The 17,318-nt window shown below is 64.8% G+C and carries 16 protein-coding genes and 1 other RNA gene; 10 read left to right on the top strand and 7 right to left on the bottom strand.

Going from position 1 to position 17,318, the window contains the following annotated elements; all coding sequences use genetic code 11:
* On the bottom strand, positions 1-594 hold a 594-nt coding region (locus HY852_RS17980), incomplete at its 3' end, for a YebC/PmpR family DNA-binding transcriptional regulator (RefSeq protein ID WP_291606131.1).
* Between the two features lie 205 nt (positions 595-799).
* Here HY852_RS17980 and HY852_RS17975 point away from each other — a divergent pair.
* Entirely contained in the window at positions 800-2,560 is a 1,761-nt protein-coding gene (locus HY852_RS17975) for a methyl-accepting chemotaxis protein (RefSeq protein ID WP_291606130.1), read from the top strand.
* A gap of 95 nt (positions 2,561-2,655) precedes the next feature.
* Here HY852_RS17975 and HY852_RS17970 read toward each other — a convergent pair whose 3' ends face one another.
* The 5 genes from HY852_RS17970 to HY852_RS17950 form a co-directional block, all read right to left on the bottom strand.
* Entirely contained in the window at positions 2,656-3,480 is an 825-nt protein-coding gene (locus HY852_RS17970; RefSeq protein ID WP_291606129.1) for a TIGR00282 family metallophosphoesterase, read from the bottom strand.
* 1 nt (position 3,481) lies between these two features.
* On the bottom strand, positions 3,482-4,057 hold the full coding sequence (locus HY852_RS17965; RefSeq protein WP_291606128.1) for a 5-formyltetrahydrofolate cyclo-ligase: 576 nt from the start codon (positions 4,055-4,057) through the stop codon (positions 3,482-3,484).
* 177 nt (positions 4,058-4,234) lie between these two features.
* Positions 4,235-4,395, bottom strand: a non-coding RNA gene (ssrS, locus tag HY852_RS17960) — 6S RNA.
* Positions 4,396-4,443: 48 nt separating this feature from the next.
* Positions 4,444-4,827: a cell division protein ZapA gene (locus HY852_RS17955; protein ID WP_291606127.1), complete on the bottom strand. Its 384-nt coding sequence runs from the start codon at positions 4,825-4,827 to the stop codon at positions 4,444-4,446.
* Positions 4,824-5,144: a DUF4164 domain-containing protein gene (locus HY852_RS17950; RefSeq protein WP_291606126.1), complete on the bottom strand. Its 321-nt coding sequence runs from the start codon at positions 5,142-5,144 to the stop codon at positions 4,824-4,826. Before HY852_RS17950 ends, HY852_RS17955 begins: the two co-directional genes overlap by 4 nt.
* Positions 5,145-5,451: 307 nt before the next feature.
* Here HY852_RS17950 and tkt point away from each other — a divergent pair, with 307 nt between their 5' ends.
* The 9 genes from tkt to HY852_RS17905 all read left to right on the top strand — a co-directional run bounded on the left by tkt (position 5,452) and on the right by HY852_RS17905 (position 15,502).
* Positions 5,452-7,437 carry a transketolase gene (gene tkt / locus HY852_RS17945; RefSeq protein WP_291606125.1) on the top strand — a complete coding sequence of 662 codons (1,986 nt, stop codon included), beginning with the start codon at positions 5,452-5,454 and terminating at the stop codon, positions 7,435-7,437.
* Between the two features lie 145 nt (positions 7,438-7,582).
* Positions 7,583-8,590, top strand: a complete 1,008-nt coding sequence (gene gap, locus HY852_RS17940; RefSeq protein WP_291606124.1) for a type I glyceraldehyde-3-phosphate dehydrogenase — start codon at positions 7,583-7,585, stop codon at positions 8,588-8,590.
* Between the two features lie 112 nt (positions 8,591-8,702).
* Positions 8,703-9,896 carry a phosphoglycerate kinase gene (pgk, locus tag HY852_RS17935; protein ID WP_291606123.1) on the top strand — a complete coding sequence of 398 codons (1,194 nt, stop codon included), beginning with the start codon at positions 8,703-8,705 and terminating at the stop codon, positions 9,894-9,896.
* 38 nt (positions 9,897-9,934) lie between these two features.
* Positions 9,935-11,002 carry a class II fructose-bisphosphate aldolase gene (gene fba / locus HY852_RS17930; protein WP_291606122.1) on the top strand — a complete coding sequence of 356 codons (1,068 nt, stop codon included), beginning with the start codon at positions 9,935-9,937 and terminating at the stop codon, positions 11,000-11,002.
* A 238-nt stretch (positions 11,003-11,240) separates the two neighbouring features.
* The gene (locus HY852_RS17925; RefSeq protein WP_291606121.1) at positions 11,241-12,266 is read left to right on the top strand and encodes a class I fructose-bisphosphate aldolase; all 1,026 of its coding nucleotides are present in this window, start codon (positions 11,241-11,243) and stop codon (positions 12,264-12,266) included.
* Position 12,267: 1 nt separating this feature from the next.
* Complete coding sequence (locus HY852_RS17920; protein ID WP_291606120.1) at positions 12,268-12,957, top strand: thiamine phosphate synthase; 690 nt, start codon at positions 12,268-12,270, stop codon at positions 12,955-12,957.
* Positions 12,957-14,030, top strand: a complete 1,074-nt coding sequence (locus HY852_RS17915; protein WP_291606132.1) for a tetratricopeptide repeat protein — start codon at positions 12,957-12,959, stop codon at positions 14,028-14,030. The genes HY852_RS17920 and HY852_RS17915 overlap by 1 nt, the downstream gene beginning before the upstream one ends.
* Before the next feature lie 83 nt (positions 14,031-14,113).
* Positions 14,114-14,908: an inositol monophosphatase family protein gene (locus HY852_RS17910; protein ID WP_291606119.1), complete on the top strand. Its 795-nt coding sequence runs from the start codon at positions 14,114-14,116 to the stop codon at positions 14,906-14,908.
* A 9-nt stretch (positions 14,909-14,917) separates the two neighbouring features.
* Positions 14,918-15,502 carry a hypothetical protein gene (locus tag HY852_RS17905; protein ID WP_291606118.1) on the top strand — a complete coding sequence of 195 codons (585 nt, stop codon included), beginning with the start codon at positions 14,918-14,920 and terminating at the stop codon, positions 15,500-15,502.
* A gap of 42 nt (positions 15,503-15,544) precedes the next feature.
* On the opposite strand, the gene HY852_RS17900 is transcribed toward HY852_RS17905, so the two are convergent.
* Positions 15,545-17,318 (bottom strand): efflux RND transporter permease subunit (locus tag HY852_RS17900; RefSeq protein ID WP_291606117.1); only part of this gene is annotated, 1,774 nt, incomplete at its 5' end.

Below are 17,318 nucleotides of genomic sequence, written 5' to 3'. Positions count from 1 at the left end.
CAGCGCGGCCTTGCGCGGCTCGCCGAATTTCGCTTCCAGCGCCTTGGCGACTTCGCGGTAGCTCTCGGTAGAGGCGTAGATTTCGTGGCCGCTTTCGCCCGACACGACGTCGTCGGCGCCGGCCTCGATCGCCGCGTCCAGCATCGCGTCGTCGGAAGCGACGCTTGAATCGTATTCGATGACACCCGTGCGGTCGAACATGAAGGATACCGAACCGGTTTCGCCGAGATTGCCGCCGGACTTGGTGAAGAAGGAGCGGATATCGGAAGCGGCGCGGTTGCGGTTGTCCGTCAGCGCCTCGACGATGATGGCGACGCCGCCCGGGCCATATCCCTCATAACGGATCTCGTCATAGGTCTCGCTGTCGCCGCCGATCGCTTTCTGGATGGCGCGCTCGATGTTGTCCTTCGGCATGTTCTCCTGCCGCGCCGCGATGATCGCGGCGCGCAGGCGCGGGTTCATCGCGGGATCCGGGGTTCCGAGCTTCGCCGCCACCGTGATTTCCCGAGCCAGTTTGCCGAAAACTTTCGATTTCTGGGCGTCCTGCCGGCCCTTGCGGTGCATGATGTTCTTGAATTGGGAATGTCCGGCCATGCGGGGTCTCTTCTCGGAATCGGTCGCGATGCAAGGGGTCGAGGCGCGGCCTTATAGGCTCGCAACCCGCCAAAATCAAAGGTTTGGGAAGGCCGCCGGGTATGCAAGTAGAGGCCGCTACCAATGTAGAAGGAATCCGTTAACCGGTATTTCACGAGCGAATGGCAGGATTTCCTGATCCACAGAGCTGCCCCGAGGGAGGCCCATGGCGTTCGGTTTATTCAGGAAGCAACGCCGGGAACCGGCCACCCCCACCATCGAGCCGGCGACCGTCAAGCCGGTCGCCGCCGTCGAGCCGATCCCGGCTGCCGACGGGGCGTCGGGTCAGGAAATCCTCAAACTGCTGGAACTCGAGCTTGGCGCCATGATCCGCCAGCTGGAGCGAGCGGCCGATTCGGTCGCGGACGGGGCCGACGCCACCGCGGCAACGCTCGCTGCGATCCGCGAACGGACCGATGCCCTGACCGGGCGCACGAGCGCCGCGCAAAGCACGGCGAGCACGTTCGCGCAGGCCGCAGACAAATTCACCCATTCGGCGGAAGGGATAGGTTCCCAGGTGCGCGAGGCCGTCAAACTCGCCGACGAGGCCGGCACCGCCGCGGAGGAAGCCCGCGCCAACGTCGACCGCCTGCGCGAATCCTCATCCGCGATTGGCCACGTCGTAAACCTGATCGCGCAGATCGCGCGACAGACCACCCTGCTCGCCCTGAACTCGACCATCGAGGCGGCGCGCGCGGGTGAAGCCGGTAGGGGATTTGCGGTGGTCGCTTCCGAGGTCAAGGCGCTCGCGGTGCAGACGCAGAACGCCACCGAAGAGATCACGAAGAAGATCGAGGCGCTGCAGCGGGATGCCACAAGCTCGGCCGATGCCGTGCATCGGATCTCCCAGGCGATCGATGCGATCCGCCCGGTGTTCGAGCACGTCAACGGCGCGGTCAAGGAGCAGAACCAGACTACCAGCGAGATCTCCGAGAACGCGGCCACGGCCTCGCACTTTATCGTTTCGGTCGGCGACAACGCCGCCGAGATCGACGCGGCGACCAAGGCTGCCGAGGCGCACGGGGAGAGCGTTACACGTGCCGGCCGTGCCGTCAGCACCTACGCCCACAAGCTGAAATCGCGCTGCGCCGTGCTGCTGAAGCAGGGCGACGAGGATGATCGGATCAAGACCGAGCGGCTGCCCTGTCATCTCAAGATCGAGCTAACGACCGACGGCGGCACGATAACCGCGCCGGTCTACGAGATCTCCATGGCCGGAATCCTGATCGGCGGGCCGGATGCCGGCAAGCTGCGACAGGAGCAGACGATGGCTGCAACGCTGCAGGATATCGGCGCGTGCCGGTTGCGCGTCACCGAGCATTCGAAGGCCGGCGCACGAGCGCTGTTCCAGACCACCGATACGGAGTTCAAGGAGAAGGTGGAAGACAAGCTTTGGTCGCTCCATGAGGAGAGCGCCGAGCTGGTCGCTCGCGCCATGGAGGCAGGCACGGCGCTGACGAGGATTTTCGAGCAGGCCCTGGTGCGCGGCGAAATCTCGGTCGATGCGCTGTTCGATACAGACTATGTGGAAATCTCGGGCACCAATCCGGTGCAGTACCGCACCAGATATCTGCAATGGGCCGACGAGGCGCTGCCGCCCTTCCAGGAGGCGTTCCTCGCCAAGGACCAGCGCATGGCGTTTGCTGCCATGGTCGACCGCAACGGCTATCTGCCGGTACACAACAAGATCTACTCCCGCCCGCAGCGTCCCGGCGATGTCGCCTGGAACACCGCCAACAGCCGCAACCGGCGCATCTTCAACGATCCGGCGGGCCTTGCCGCCGCTCAGAACCAGCAGTCCTACCTGGTACAGAGCTATGCCCGCGACATGGGTAACGGCAATACCGTGATGATGAGCGAGATCGACGTGCCGATCCGGGTTCAGGGGCGGCACTGGGGCGGCTTCCGGACCGCGTACAAGCTGTAACGGCCGCATGATGATGCGCTCCCTCGCCCCGCTTGCGGGGAGAGGTGAACCGAATTCGCGGACCGTCCAATTCCATCGAGCGGCTGCGCGCTAGACTAGCTCGCCCAGAATGTCGGCAAGGTCGGCTCGAGACGGCCGCCAACCCGCACCGGCGCGATGCGCACCGCGAGCCCAGTCGCGTCGTCCGTGTCGACGGCGACCCCGCTCAGCGTCGCCGCCCCTAACGCCGGCTCGAACCGGCCGGAGGCTATCCCCGAGGTGAAGCGCCGCAGCGGCTCCTCCTTCTGCATGCCGATGACCGAATCATAGTCGCCGGTCATGCCGGCGTCGGTCATGTAGGCGGTGCCGTGGGCAAGGATCCGGTGATCGGCGGTTGGCACGTGGGTGTGGGTGCCGACGACAAGGCTCGCGCGTCCGTCGCAGAACAAGCCGATGGCCTGCTTCTCGCTGCTTGCCTCGCAATGAAAGTCGACGATGATGGCGTCCGCGGCGCTGCGCAGCGGGCACGCATCCAGCTCGCGCTCGATCGCCGCGAACGGATCGTCGAACGGCGTCATGAAGACGCGGCCGATCGCATTGATGACGAGCGCGCGATGACCGCGCCTCGTCTCGATCAGCGCGGTGCCGCGGCCGGGCGTGCCTTTGGGAAAGTTCGTGGGGCGCACCAGGCGCGAGGCGCGCTCGATGAACACCAGCGCCTCGCGCTGGTCCCACGCATGGTTGCCGAGCGTGATCGCATCGGCTCCGGCATCGATCAGCTCATGGTAAATCGCTTCCGTGATGCCGAAGCCGCCCGCCGCGTTTTCGCCGTTGACGACGACCAGGTCGAGCGACCAATCCCGGATCATGCCGGGCAGATGTTCAAGAACGGCCGTGCGTCCCGCCCGGCCGATGACGTCACCGACGAAGAGAATTCGCAACCTACTTGCTCCGGAAATCGAATACGCGCGCTTCCGTTAGCACATAATCCAGCGCCACGTCGTGCGACAATGCCGGCACCGCGTCGATTTCCTGGACCGCAAAGGCTAGGCCGACGCCGATAACCGACTTGGCCTTACGCAAATGCGCAAAGGTGTAGTCGTAATACCCGGCGCCATAGCCGATGCGGTGGCCGAGATGGTCGAAGGCCGCCACAGGCACCAGCATCACGTCGGGAAGAACTTCCTGTGCCGCGGGCGACGGCTCGGGGATGCCGAGAGGACCGAGCAGCAACCGCTCCGATGGCGACCACACCCGAAAGATCAGCGACTGCCCGCGCGCGGCGACGCAGGGCAGTGCAAGGCGTGCGCCCTGGCTCGCGAGCTTGCCCATCAACGGCGCCGGATCAATCTCGTTGCGGATCGGCGAGTAGCCGGAGACGACGGTGCCGGGCACCAGTTCGAACGGCAGACCGCGCGCGGCGAGCTTTGCGGCGGCAGAAGCGCGTTTCTTGTCGCTTAGCGCATCGCGCTTGGCGAGGGCTCTGGCGCGGAGTTCGCCCTTGGAATGAGCATGCACGTTATTCCCCCCGAGACAGAACCTTGTCTGTCGTCATCACCCGCGAAAGCGGGTGATCCAGCATTTCATAGACGCCAGAACTCAAATCTCGACAGTTCGGCTTACTGGATACCCCGCATTCGCGGGGTATGACACACAATCACTGACGCGCAATTCGACAGGAACAATGAACAGAAGCGCGAAGCCGCAATCGCCGTTGGAACGCTCGATCCCGGAGTTCCCTACGAAAGTAGGTGGGCACCATATGTCCGGGTCCACGGACCCGGCCAGGGACAGTTCCCTAAAGGATCGATAAGGCCCCGGGGATATATGGCTCCTGACGGGCGTCGCAGCTTCGCTGGCCCAATGTAACAACGATGGGGCCGAATCGCCAGCGTCCCCGATGGTCAGCCGATGGCGACCCCGCCGCCGATGGTGCGGTTCAGCACCTGCGCCGACTTTTCGATCCGCTCCGCCGCCGAGTTCAGCGCATTGACGACCGCCGTCTGCGTAACCCTGGCGCGCTCGACAGCGGCCGCACGCACCTCGCGCAGTTCGTTCACCTCCTGCTCGAGCGTCCTGATCCGGTGTCCAGCGTCGACCAATTCGTCGCAAGCAGTGAGCGCCGCCATCACCGTCAGCCGGGCATCGCCGATCTCGCCGAACTTGCCGCGCAAGGTCTGGATGCGCGCCTCCAAATTCTCGGCGAGTTTCAGCAGCCGCACCTCCTGCCCCTCTTCGCAAGCCATGCGGTATTGCCGGCCGTTGATGGTGACGTTGATGTGGCTCATGACCCCTCCTCGGCCTCGAGCACGGACCGAATCGTGCCGATCGCTGCATCCAGCCGCTCGCTGATGTCGCGATTGGCGCGCTCGAGCTTGCGCGCCTTCACCAGCGCACCGTCGAGCTCGTCGGCAAGGCGCGAGCGGTCGGAGCCCAGGGCCTGGATCCGGCTCGCAAGCTCGTCTTCATCTCGATCGGCTTCCTTGCGACGCTCGACTGCGCTTTCCAGCGAGTCCAGCGCCGCCATGAGCCGGCGAGTCGCAATCTCGATCTCGACGGAAGCGGGCTCCGTTGCGGCGGAACTTTTGGCGGCGCGATCGTTCATGCAGCCTGCGCGGACCTTAGATGGTCTCGACTTGGGTTTAACTCAACTGAACCTTGGCTCGCCGGGTGGCAAAATTGGCGGTTCGGCAAGCGCTTAGAAGCGGAAATTTACGTAACAAGAAGGGCCAGCGCAACGCCGCCGCGAAGCTATGCACTACTAAGCAACTTTTCGGCGCCAAACCGCATTTGATCGCCTTGGACTCCCGGAACCGAGATGCTATCCAGCCCCCGGCCTTAAGTGGCCGCAAGGCTCCCCCCCCGCGCGGCGTGCCCGCAAACAAGCACCTCATTTCAGACGGATTCTCATCATGACGCAGGTCGATTCTTCCCGTATGGCCAATGCGATCCGTGGGCTCGCAATGGATGCCGTCGAGAAGGCAAAGTCCGGCCATCCCGGCCTGCCGATGGGCACTGCCGACATCGCGACCGTCCTGTTTACGCAGTTCCTGAAATTCGATCCCAACGAGCCCGGCTGGCCCGACCGCGACCGCTTCGTGCTCTCGGCCGGCCACGGCTCGATGCTGCTTTACGCACTGCTCTATCTCACCGGCTATCCAAACATGACGATGGACCAGCTCAAGCATTTCCGCCAGCTGGACTCGCTGACGCCGGGGCACCCGGAGAACTTCCACACCAAAGGCATCGAGACCACGACCGGTCCGCTTGGCCAGGGCATCTCGACCGCGGTTGGCATGGCATTGGCGGAAAAGATGCTGGCGGCCGAGTTCGGCAAGAAGATCGTCGATCACCACACCTATGTGCTGGCCTCCGACGGCGACCTGATGGAAGGCGTGTCGCAGGAAGCGATCGCCATGGCCGGGCACTGGAGGCTCAACAAGCTGATCGTGCTCTTTGACGACAACGGCATCTCGATCGACGGCCCGACCTCGCTTGCCGACTCGGTGGACCAGGTCAAGCGCTTCAAGGCGGCAGGCTGGGCGGCCGAGCGAATCGACGGGCAGGACCAGTCCGCCATCGCCGCCGCAATTGCGCGCGCGAAAAAGTCCAACAAGCCGACGCTGATCGCCTGCCGCACCACGATCGGCTACGGCGCGCCTCACAAGGCCGGCACCGCCAAGGTGCACGGCGAGGCGCTCGGCGCCGACGAGCTCAAGGGGGCCAAGGAAAATCTCGGCATTTCGCTCGAGCCGTTCTCGGTACCCGATGAAGTGCTCAAGGCCTGGCGCGAGGCGGGCAGCCGCGGCGCCTCGACCCGCAAGGAGTGGGAGGCGCGCTTTGGCGAACTCGGCAGCCGCAAGCGCGCCGAATTCGAGCGGCGGCTGCGTCATGAGCGTCCGGCCGCGCTGGCCAAGGCGCTCAAGGCGCACAAGAAGGCGCTGCTGGAAACGCCGCTGAACGTTGCCACCCGCAAATCGTCGGAAGCCGCAATCGAGGCGATCGCGGCCGCCATGCCGATGGAGTTCGTCGCGGGCTCGGCGGATCTCACCGGTTCCAACAACAACAAGGCCAAGTCGGCGGTCGCCTTCTCGGCCAAGACGCCGAAGGGCCGTTTCATCCACTACGGCATCCGCGAACACGGCATGGCCGCGGCGATGAACGGTATATACCTGCATGGCGGCTTCGCACCCAACGGCGCCACCTTCCTGGTGTTCACCGATTACGCCCGACCGGCGATGCGCCTCGCCGCTCTGATGCGCGCCGGCGTCATCTATGTGATGACTCACGACTCGATCGGGCTCGGCGAGGACGGCCCGACGCACCAGCCGGTCGAGCATCTCGCCGCGCTGCGAGCCATGCCCAACATGCGCGTGTTCCGTCCCTGCGACGCCATCGAAGTCGCCGAATGCTGGGAACTTGCGCTCAACCGCATCGACGGACCGACCGTGCTGGCGCTGACCCGGCAGAATCTCCCGCAATTGCGCACCGCCGCTCCGAACGAAAACCCCTGCCAGTACGGCGCCTACGAACTGGTCCCGGCCGGGGGCGAGGCGAAGGTGTCGCTGTTTGCCTCGGGCTCGGAAGTCGAGATCGCGGTTGCGGCGCGCAAAAAGCTCGCCGAGCGCGGCATCGCGGCGCGAGTGGTCTCGGTGCCCTCGCTCGAACTGCTGCTCGCCCAGCCCGCCGAGCGGCGCGCAGAGATTATCGGCAAGGCCCCGGTCAAGTTGGCGATCGAGGCGGCCGTGCGCTGGGGCTGGGATGCGGTGATCGGCCAGGACGGCGAATTCATCGGCATGCACTCGTTCGGCGCCAGCGCGCCGGCCAAGGACCTTTTCAAGCACTTCAGAATTACCGCCGAGGCTGCGGTTAACGCCGCCCTGAAGCGCTTATCCTGATGGTTGAGCTTGCCCGGAAAAAGGACTACCAAGCTCCCCATATGAACGTGTTCCGCCCGGCCGAACCGGGCGATCGCCCTAAAAAACCCTCGCAGGCGAGCCAGGCGCCTTGCGGGACGAAATAGGTCATTGAAGGAGACGACAGATGGCAGTCCGGGTTGCAATCAACGGGTTTGGCCGCATCGGCCGCAACATCCTGCGGGCCATCGCCGAGTCCGGCCGCAAGGACGTCGAGGTGATCGCCATCAACGATCTCGGCCCGGTCGAGACCAACGCCCACCTCCTCCGCTTCGACTCCGTGCATGGCCGCTTCCCCGGCACCGTGACCGTCGAGGGCGACACCATCGATCTCGGTACCGGCAGGATCAAGGTCACCGCCGAGCGCGACCCGAGCAAGCTGCCCTGGAAGGATCTCGGCATCGACATCGCGATGGAATGCACCGGCATCTTCACCGCGAAGGACAGGGCGTCCGCGCACCTCACCGCCGGCGCGAAGCGCGTGCTGGTGTCTGCTCCCGCGGATGGCGCCGACGCCACCATCGTCTACGGCGTCAACCACGACACGCTGACCAGGGATCACCTCGTCGTCTCCAACGGCTCGTGCACCACGAACTGCCTCGCGCCGGTCGCCAAGGTGCTGAACGACACCGTCGGCATCGAGACCGGCTTCATGACCACGATCCACGCCTACACCGGCGACCAGCCGACGCTGGACACGCTGCACAAGGACCTCTACCGCGGCCGGGCTGCGGCGATGTCGATGATCCCGACTTCCACGGGAGCTGCCAAGGCGATCGGCCTCGTGCTGCCGGAACTGAAGGGCAAGCTCGACGGCGTTGCGATCCGCGTGCCGACCCCGAACGTCTCGGTTGTCGATCTCAAGATCGTCGCCAAGCGCACCACGGATGTGAAGGAGATCAACGAGGCCATCAAGCGCGCCGCCGAGCAGCAGCTCAAGGGCATCCTCGGCTACACCACCGCGCCCAACGTCTCGATCGACTTCAACCACGACCCGCACTCTTCCACGTTCCACATGGACCAGACCAAGGTCATGAACGGCAACCTGGTGCGGGTGATGTCCTGGTACGACAACGAATGGGGCTTCTCCAACCGCATGGCCGACACTGCGGTGGCGATGGGGAAGGTGCTTTAACCAGTCCATTTGCCGTCATGCCTGGCTTTGTGCCGGGCATCCACGTCTTCACTTTCCCAAGTTCAAGACGTGGATGGCCGTGACAAGCCCGGCCATGATGGGGGAGCGACACATGAAGACATTCCGCACCCTCGACGACGTCGACGTGAAGGGCAAGCGCGTGCTCCTGCGCGTCGATCTCAACGTGCCCATGGAGAATGGCCGCGTCACCGACGCAACCCGGCTCGAGCGCGTGGCACCCACCATTACCGAGCTTTCCGACAAGGGCGGCAAGGTCATCCTGCTCGCGCATTTCGGCCGGCCCAAGGGCCGCGATCCGAAGGATTCGCTGAAGCCGGTCGCCACGGCGCTATCGCATGTCATCAAGCGGCCGGTCGGCTTTGCCGACGACTGCATCGGCGAAGTCGCCGAGAAGGCGGTCGCCGGCATGAAGGATGGCGGCATCCTGTGCCTTGAGAACACCCGCTTCCACAAAGAGGAAGAGAAGAACGATCCCGCCTTCGTCGAGCAACTGGCGAAGCTCGGCGACGTCTGGGTCAACGACGCCTTCTCCGCCGCGCACCGCGCCCATGCCTCGACCGAGGGCCTCGGCCACAAGCTGCCGGCCTATGCCGGGCGTACCATGCAGGCCGAACTCGACGCGCTGGGGAAGGCGCTGGAGGCGCCGACCAAGCCCGTGATCGCCATCATCGGCGGCGCCAAGGTCTCCACCAAGATCGACCTCTTGGAAAACCTCGTGACCAAGGTCGATGCCCTCGTCATCGGTGGCGGCATGGCCAACACCTTCCTGCATGCGCAGGGCGTTGCGATCGGCAAGTCGCTGGCCGAGAAGGACCTCGCCGCGACGGCGTTGCGGATCATGGAGAAGGCCAATACCGCTAATTGCGCGATCATCCTGCCCGTGGACGCTGTGGTCGCCTATCACTTCGCGGCGAACGCGCCGTCCCACGCCTACGGTCTGGATTCGATCCCGGCCGACGGCATGATCCTCGACGTCGGGCCGCAGTCGAGCGCGCGCATCCATGCCGCGATCGACGATGCCGCGACGCTGGTCTGGAACGGCCCGGTGGGCGCCTTCGAGATGACGCCGTTCGACCGCGGCACGATGGCGGCGGCCAAGTATGCGGCCGAGCGCACCAAGGCCAAGAAGCTGCTCTCGGTTGCCGGCGGCGGCGACACCGTCGCCGCGCTGAACCAGGCTGGCGTGGCCGGCGATTTCACCTATGTTTCGACCGCCGGCGGCGCCTTCCTGGAATGGATGGAAGGCAAGCCGCTCCCCGGCGTCGAGGTTTTGCGCATCAAGTAATTGTCGGCCGAACCGGCCCAACGCGGAGAACAGGACAGATGGCTCGCATCACGTTGCGTCAATTGCTCGACCATGCGGCGGAAAACGACTACGGCGTGCCGGCCTTCAACATCAACAACATGGAGCAGGCGCTGGCGATCATGGAAGCAGCCTCCAGCCTGGATGCTCCGGTGATCATCCAGGCCTCGCGCGGCGCGCGCGCCTACGCCAACGACGTCATGCTCAAGCACATGATGGATGCGGTGACCGAGATCTACCCGCAGATTCCGGTCTGCGTGCACCTCGACCACGGCAACGAGCCCGCGACCTGCATGACCGCGATCCAGGCCGGCTTCACCTCGGTGATGATGGACGGCTCGCTCAAGGCGGACGGCAAATCGCCCGGCGACTGGAACTACAATGTCGGGGTCACCAGGAAGGTGACCGACATGGCCCATCTCGGCGGCATCTCGGTCGAGGGCGAACTCGGCGTGCTCGGTTCGCTGGAGACCGGCATGGGCGACAAGGAAGACGGGCATGGCGCCGAGGGCAAGCTGTCGCACGATCAACTCCTGACCAATCCCGACGAGGCCGTGAAGTTCGTCAAGGAGACCAAGGTCGACGCGCTTGCGATCGCGATGGGCACTTCGCACGGCGCCTACAAGTTCACCCGCAAGCCCGACGGCAACATTCTCGCGATGCAAGTGATCGAGGAGATCCATCGCAAGCTGCCGAATACCCACCTTGTCATGCACGGGTCCTCGTCGGTGCCGCAGGATCTCCAGGACATCATCAATACCTATGGCGGCAAGATGAAGCCGACCTGGGGCGTGCCGGTTCCCGAAATCCAGCGCGGCATCAAGAACGGCGTCCGCAAGATCAATATCGATACGGACAACCGCATGGCCATGACCGGCCAGATCCGGAAAGTCCTGCAGGAGCACCCGGAAGAGTTCGATCCGCGCAAGTACCTGAAGCCGGCCATGGAGGCCATGACCAAGATCTGCAAGCAGCGGCTGCAGGAATTCAACACCGCCGGCCAGGCCAGCAAGATCAAGAGGGTGCTGACCACGGCTGAAATGGCCAAGCGCTACGCCGCCGGCGAACTCGATCCCAAGATCGCCTGAGTAACGATCGCGCACATTTCTCCGTCATTCCGGGATGCGCCGAAGGCGCAGGCCCGGAATCCATAACCCCAGGCCGTGGTTATGGATTCCGGGCTCGCGCTTACGCGCGCCCCGGAATGACGATGAATTTGATGGTCGCCGTTCTGCCACGCGCCCCTGCGACCATCGTGAACTCGGCAATTGCCCGAGAACGGTCTATTTTGACGGGCAGGCAGGATTGCTACGGGAGACCCCTTCCATGAATCTGACCGAACTCAACAAGGTCGCGCTTGCCATGGTCACGCCCGGCAAGGGCGTGCTTGCCGCCGACGAATCCTCAGGCACGATCAAAAAGCGCTTCGATGCGATCGGGGTGGAATCGACGGAAGAGAACCGTCGCGACTACCGCGAGATGCTGTTTCGCTCGACCGAAGCCATGAACCAGTACATCTCGGCCGTCATTCTCTACGACGAGACGATCTGGCAGGACGCCAAGGACGGCACGCCGCTGATCCAGCTGATCGAACAGGCCGGCGCGATTCCCGGCATCAAGGTGGACGAGGGCACGCAGGCGTTGCCGATGTGCCCGGGCGAACTCGTCACCGTCGGCCTCGACAAGCTCGCCGAGCGGCTGAAGAAATACTACGAGCGCGGCGCGCGCTTCGCCAAATGGCGCGCCGTCATCGACATCGGAAACAACGTTCCGACCATGACCGCGATCCACGTCAACGCGCACGCGCTCGCGCGATATGCGGCGTTGTGCCAGGCCGCGCAGATCGTGCCGATCGTCGAGCCGGAAGTGCTGATGGACGGCGATCACGACATCGACCGCTGCTATGAGGCGACGCAGCGCGTTCTCAACAAGACTTTCCAGGAACTGCGGGTTCAGCGTGTTGCACTCGAAGGCATGATCCTGAAGCCCAACATGGCTGTTGCCGGCAAGAAATGCTCAAAGCAGGCATCCGTGGACGAGGTCGCGGAAAGGACCGTGCGTCTGCTCAAGGCGTGCGTGCCGGCGGCGGTGCCGGGCATTGCTTTCCTCTCCGGCGGCCAGTCGGACGAGCAGGCGACGGCGCATCTCGACGCCATGAACAGGATCGGCAACCTGCCCTGGCGCCTGACCTTCTCCTACGGTCGCGCGTTGCAGGCGGCCCCGCAGAAGGCATGGTCCGGCAAGGCCGAAAACGTTGCCGCGGGCCAGCGGGCCTTTACCCATCGTGCGCGAATGAACGCGCTCGCCACCAAGGGCGAATGGGACAGCGGGCTGGAAAAGAAGGCTGCCTAGGTTGTCCAACAAATCCGCTCCGTCGCGCCCGGCGCCGCGACTCTATCTCGCGCCGCCGCCGCTCGATGATCCCTCGTCCCTCATCGCGGAGCTTCCCGCCTTGTTGGGAGCAGCCGATGTCGCGGCGGTGTTGCTGCGGCTGAAGGAGACCGACCAGCGGACCATGATCTCGCGCATCAAGGCGCTGGCGCCGCCGGTCCAGAATAGCGGCGCGGCACTATTGCTCGATGGCCATGTCGAGCTGGTGGCGCGCGGCGGCGCGGACGGCGCCCACCTTGCCGGGATCGCCGCGCTGGAGGAGGCACTGCCCAGTCTCAAACCCGATCGCATCGCCGGCGTCGGCGCCTTGACGACGCGGCACGATTCCATGACCGCGGGCGAGATGGGAGCGGACTACGTCCTGTTCGGCGAGCCGGACGGCCGCGGACAGCGGCCGTCGCGGGAGGCGATCGCCGAACGCCTGCAATGGTGGGCCGAACTGTTCGAGCCGTCGTGCGTCGGTTACGCCGCCTCGTGCGAAGAGGCTGCCGAATTTGCCGGCGCCGGCGCAGATTTCGTATTGGTAGGCGATTTCATCTGGGCCGACCCGCGCGGTCCCAAGACTGCGCTTGAGGAGGTCGGACAAGCCGTCAGGAAGGCCTATGCCGCGGCGGCCAAAGCAGCTAAAGCGGGCACGACCAGCGCCGAATGATGAAGCTTGCGCGTCCCATAGCCGTGCTTGCGGCCACTCTGCTGCTCACCCTGCCCGCGGTAGCGCAGATTTCGCTAACGCCGCCTTCGGTTCAGGCACCGGCTACCAAGCCGGCGGAGCCCCCAGCCAAGCCGCCTGCGGTGGCGAAAAAGCCGCCGGCGCCGCCGGCCCCGAAGCCGTCGCCAACACCGGCGCCCCTGCCAGCCCAGACGGTCATTCCGGCCCCGCCGCAGGACAATTCCAACGTCGACCTCGTCTACGGCGCGTATCAGCGCGGGCAATACAAAACCGCCTTCGAGCTTGCCGGCGGGCGCGCACAGGCCGGCGATCCCAAGGCCATGACCATGCTGGGCGAGCTCTATGCCAATGGCCTGGGCATCAAGCGCGACTACAGCAAGGCCGCCGAGTGGTACAAGCGCGCCGCCGACGCCGGCGACCGCGAGGCGATGTTCGCACTCGCGATGATGCGCATGGCCGGGCGCGGCGGCCCGGTCGACCGCGGCGAGGCGGTGAAGCTGCTGGCGTCCTCCGCCAAGCTCGGCGAGCCCAAGGCGGCCTATAACCTGGCGCTGCTCTATCTCGATGGCCAGACACTGCCGCAGGACGTGAAGCGCTCGGCGGAGCTGTTGCGGCAGGCGGCGGATGCCGGCCTCCCCGAGGCGCAATACGCGCTTGCCACTTTCTACAAGGAAGGTACCGGCGTCGAAAAAGACATGGAAAAGGCGGTGCGGCTGCTGCAGGCAGCGTCACTGGCCAACAATGTCGATGCGGTGGTCGAGTACGCGATCGCGCTGTTCAACGGCACGGGCACGCCGCGAAACCAGGTAGCCGCGGTTGCGCTCTTGCGCAAGGCGGCGCAGCAGAACAGTCCGATTGCGCAAAACCGCCTCGCCCGCGTCCTGATCACGGGCATGGGCTCGACGGTGGACAAGGTCGAAGGCTTCAAATGGCATCTCATTGCCAAGAGCGCCGGCAAAGGCGACCCGGAGCTCGACAAGGCGTTTTCGGAGCTCAGCCCCGAGGATCGCGCCAGGGCCGAGGAAGGTGCGCGGCGGTGGCTGGGAGTCAAATGACTTGACGCCGGCCCGGGCGCAGGGCACCCAATCTCCTCATCGGCAACGGCGTCGAGCCGTTTCTCTCCATCGCGACCGAGCTCATGCTGTACTCCGCCACTATCAACGTCATGGTCAAGGCCGCGCGTCGCGCCGGCCGCAGCCTCAAGCGCGATCTCGGCGAGATCGAACATCTGCAGGTCTCGCTGAAGGGGCCGGCGAATTTCGTCAGCCTGGCGGACAAGCGCGCCGAGGAAATCCTCTACACCGATCTCGCCAAGGCCCGGCCGGGCTTCGGCTTCATCGGCGAGGAAGGCGGTACGCGCGAGGGCAGCGACAAGAGCCACACCTGGATCGTCGATCCGCTCGACGGCACGACCAACTTCCTGCACGGCATCCCGCAGTTCGCCATCTCGATCGGCCTGCAGCGCGAGGGAACGATCATCGCGGGAGTGATCTACAATCCGGCCAACGAAGAGCTCTATATCGCCGAGCGCGGCAAGGGCGCTTTCCTCAACGACCAAAGACTGCGCGTGGCTGGTCGCCGCAAGCTCAACGAATGCGTCATCGCCTGCGGCCTGCCGCATATCGGGCGCGGCGATCATGAACTGTTCCGGCGCGAGATGATCGAGATCCAGAACCGCGTCGCCGGTCTTCGCCGTTTCGGCGCGGCTTCGCTCGATTTCGCCTTCGTCGCGGCCGGCCGCCTCGACGGCTATTGGGAGCGCAACCTGTCGCCCTGGGACATCGCGGCGGGCCAGATCCTGGTGCGCGAGGCCGGCGGCATCCTCAGCGACATCGACACTTCGGGCGATCCGCTTCAAACCGGCAACGTGGTCTGCGGCAACGAGTTCGTCCACGGTGAACTTGAGAAGATCCTGCGGCCGCTGACGAAGTAGCACAGGCCGATGCGGAAGGCGGCCATCTCAGTCGCAGCAATGCTTTCCGCCCTGGTGTTGGCGATCTATTCCTGGCGCATATCGCCGTTCCTCCCCGAACGCGGGGGCTCGACCTGTTTTGCAGCCGAGTACAACCCGCCGCGCCCGATTGATCTGGCCTCCCCGCGGCGCGACAAGCAGAGCGTGGCCGAAGTTAGCTCCATGAAACTCCAGATTTCGCTGTCGCCCGATGAGCAGCCATTCCGCGACCAGCATTCGGGCCGCAGCTACGACTGGCGCTATACTCTGCGCCTTCATGCCGGGATGGCCAACGGCGAGCGGCTGTCGACCGCGGCCATTTGCGAATGGAGCGATACAGTCGGCGACAGAATGGTACCGGCTCTCTCCTGCTATATCGATTGCGAAGGCGGCAGCGTGAGCGTCTGGCGCAAGATCGGCCAAAACGCGCTCTCGGCGCGATTTGAAGCGGGCGAGTGGTTGAAGATCAGTAACGGCTGCGGTTCCGGAGGCGCGGTCTATATCGGCGCAGACCGCCAAGCGCGAAGTCTCGCGGTCGAGGCGGCACCGCCGCAGCACTGCGCCGACCTCAACTGAAGCGATCGTCTGCACCCAAATTGCTTCGGAAACAGAGTGACATCAGGGCTTCGGTAGTACAGGCCGCGCCTGCGGTTCTTCCGCTGCCGTCTCCTTCACCACCTCCCGGTCACCCGCCAGCACGCGCTGCACCGAGACGAAGAACACCGGCACCATCAGAAGCGCGAGCACGACGACGGCGATCATGCCGCCCATCACCACCGTGCCGAGCGACTGCTGGCTAGCGCCGCCGGCGCCTTGCGCGATCGCCATCGGCACCACGCCGCAGATGAAGGCCAGGCCCGTCATCAGGATCGGGCGGAAGCGCAGGCGGCAGGCTTCGACTGTCGCCTCGACCAGCGGCTTGCCCTGAGCCCGCAAATCCTTGGCGAACTCGATGATCAGGATCGCGTCCTTGGCGGCGAGCCCGATGATGGTGATGAGGCCCACAGTGAAATAGACGTCGTTGGGCAGGCCGCGCAGCATCGCGGCAATGACCGCCCCGGTCACCCCGAGCGGCACCGTGAGCAGGACAGCGAGCGGAATGGTCCAGCTCTCATAGAGCGCGGCCAGACACAGGAAAACGACCAGCACCGACAGTGCGAGCAGGAAGGGCGCCTGCGAGCCGGACAACTTTTCCTGCAGCGACTGCCCGGTCCATTCATAGCCGAAGCCGCGGGGCAGCCTGCCCGCAAGGCGTTCCATCTCCGCGATCGCATCACCCGAGGTGTAGCCGGGACGCGCCTCGCCGCTGATACGCACGGCAGGATAATAGTTGAAGCCCGCGATCTGCGTCGGCCCGCGCGACCATTCGATCGAAGCAAAGGACGAGAACGGCACGAGCTGCCCCCGGCTATTCTTGACGTTGTAGTTGAGGATGTCTTCCGCCCGCATGCGGTTCGGACCGTCGGCCTGCACAATGACGCGCTGCATGCGGCCGCGGTTGGGGAAATCGTTGATGTAGTTCGAGCCGAGATTGGTCGAGATCGTGTTGTTGATGTCCTCGAAGGTGACACCGAAGGCGCCGGACTTTTCGCGATCGATGATGGGGCTGATCTGCGGCGCTTCCGGCAGACCCTCGATATAGACCTTTTGTAACACGGGGCTGGCGTTGGCCTCGGAGAGCAACTGGTCGGCGGCCTGCATCAAGGCGGGATAGCCCTTTTGGCCGCGGTCCTGCAGACGGAAGGAAAAGCCCGCTGAATTGCCGAGATTGTCGATCGGCGGCGGCTGCAGTGCTGCAATCTTCGCATCGCGGATCGAAGACAGGTCGCGGTTGATGTCGGCTACGATCGCAGCGGCCGAATCCTTCCCCTCGCGTTCCGACCAGTCCTTCAGCGTGACGAAGGCCTGCGCCGTGTTCATGCCCTGACCGGAGAAGCTGAACCCGGTGAGGAAGGTGACGCCTTCGACGCCGGGTCGTTGCGCGAGATACTTCTCGACCTTCTCGACCACGGCCTCGGTGCGGGCATAAGAGGAATCAGACGGCGTTTGCACGTCGGTCGTAATGAAGCCCTGGTCATCGACCGGGAGAAAACCGCCGGGCAAGCGAATGAAAGCCCACGACAGCCCGACAAGCAGCGCGACATAGACCAGCATCAGGCGCCCGGTGCGCTTCAGTACCCTGCCGACGAGGCGCGAATAGCCGTACCTGCCGGCCTCCAGGATATGATTGAAGCGGCTGAAGACGACCCTAGACGCATGGCCATGGCCTGCGGCCACGGGCTTGAGCAGCGTCGCGCACAGCGCCGGCGTCAGCGACAGCGCGAGGAACGCCGAGAAGCCGATCGCGGCCACCATGGTGACGGAGAACTGCCGGTAGATGATGCCGACCGAT

The organism is Bradyrhizobium sp. (genome assembly GCF_016213215.1).
Lineage (GTDB): Bacteria > Pseudomonadota > Alphaproteobacteria > Rhizobiales > Xanthobacteraceae > Bradyrhizobium.
The sequence above is the reverse complement of the archived record's forward strand: the minus strand, read 5'-3'. Positions and strand labels throughout refer to the sequence as shown.

What these genes read in the sequence shown, in the direction of transcription:
- HY852_RS17950 (WP_291606126.1), bottom strand. Translation starts at nt 5,144, where the DNA reads ATGAACGATCGCGCCGCCAAAAGTTCCGCCGCAACGGAGCCCGCTTCC.
- gap (WP_291606124.1), top strand. Translation starts at nt 7,583, where the DNA reads ATGGCAGTCCGGGTTGCAATCAACGGGTTTGGCCGCATCGGCCGCAAC.
- HY852_RS17910 (WP_291606119.1), top strand. Translation starts at nt 14,114, where the DNA reads ATGCTGTACTCCGCCACTATCAACGTCATGGTCAAGGCCGCGCGTCGC.
- HY852_RS17915 (WP_291606132.1), top strand. Translation starts at nt 12,957, where the DNA reads ATGAAGCTTGCGCGTCCCATAGCCGTGCTTGCGGCCACTCTGCTGCTC.
- pgk (WP_291606123.1), top strand. Translation starts at nt 8,703, where the DNA reads ATGAAGACATTCCGCACCCTCGACGACGTCGACGTGAAGGGCAAGCGC.
- HY852_RS17955 (WP_291606127.1), bottom strand. Translation starts at nt 4,827, where the DNA reads ATGAGCCACATCAACGTCACCATCAACGGCCGGCAATACCGCATGGCT.
- HY852_RS17925 (WP_291606121.1), top strand. Translation starts at nt 11,241, where the DNA reads ATGAATCTGACCGAACTCAACAAGGTCGCGCTTGCCATGGTCACGCCC.
- fba (WP_291606122.1), top strand. Translation starts at nt 9,935, where the DNA reads ATGGCTCGCATCACGTTGCGTCAATTGCTCGACCATGCGGCGGAAAAC.
- HY852_RS17975 (WP_291606130.1), top strand. Translation starts at nt 800, where the DNA reads ATGGCGTTCGGTTTATTCAGGAAGCAACGCCGGGAACCGGCCACCCCC.
- tkt (WP_291606125.1), top strand. Translation starts at nt 5,452, where the DNA reads ATGACGCAGGTCGATTCTTCCCGTATGGCCAATGCGATCCGTGGGCTC.
- HY852_RS17905 (WP_291606118.1), top strand. Translation starts at nt 14,918, where the DNA reads ATGCGGAAGGCGGCCATCTCAGTCGCAGCAATGCTTTCCGCCCTGGTG.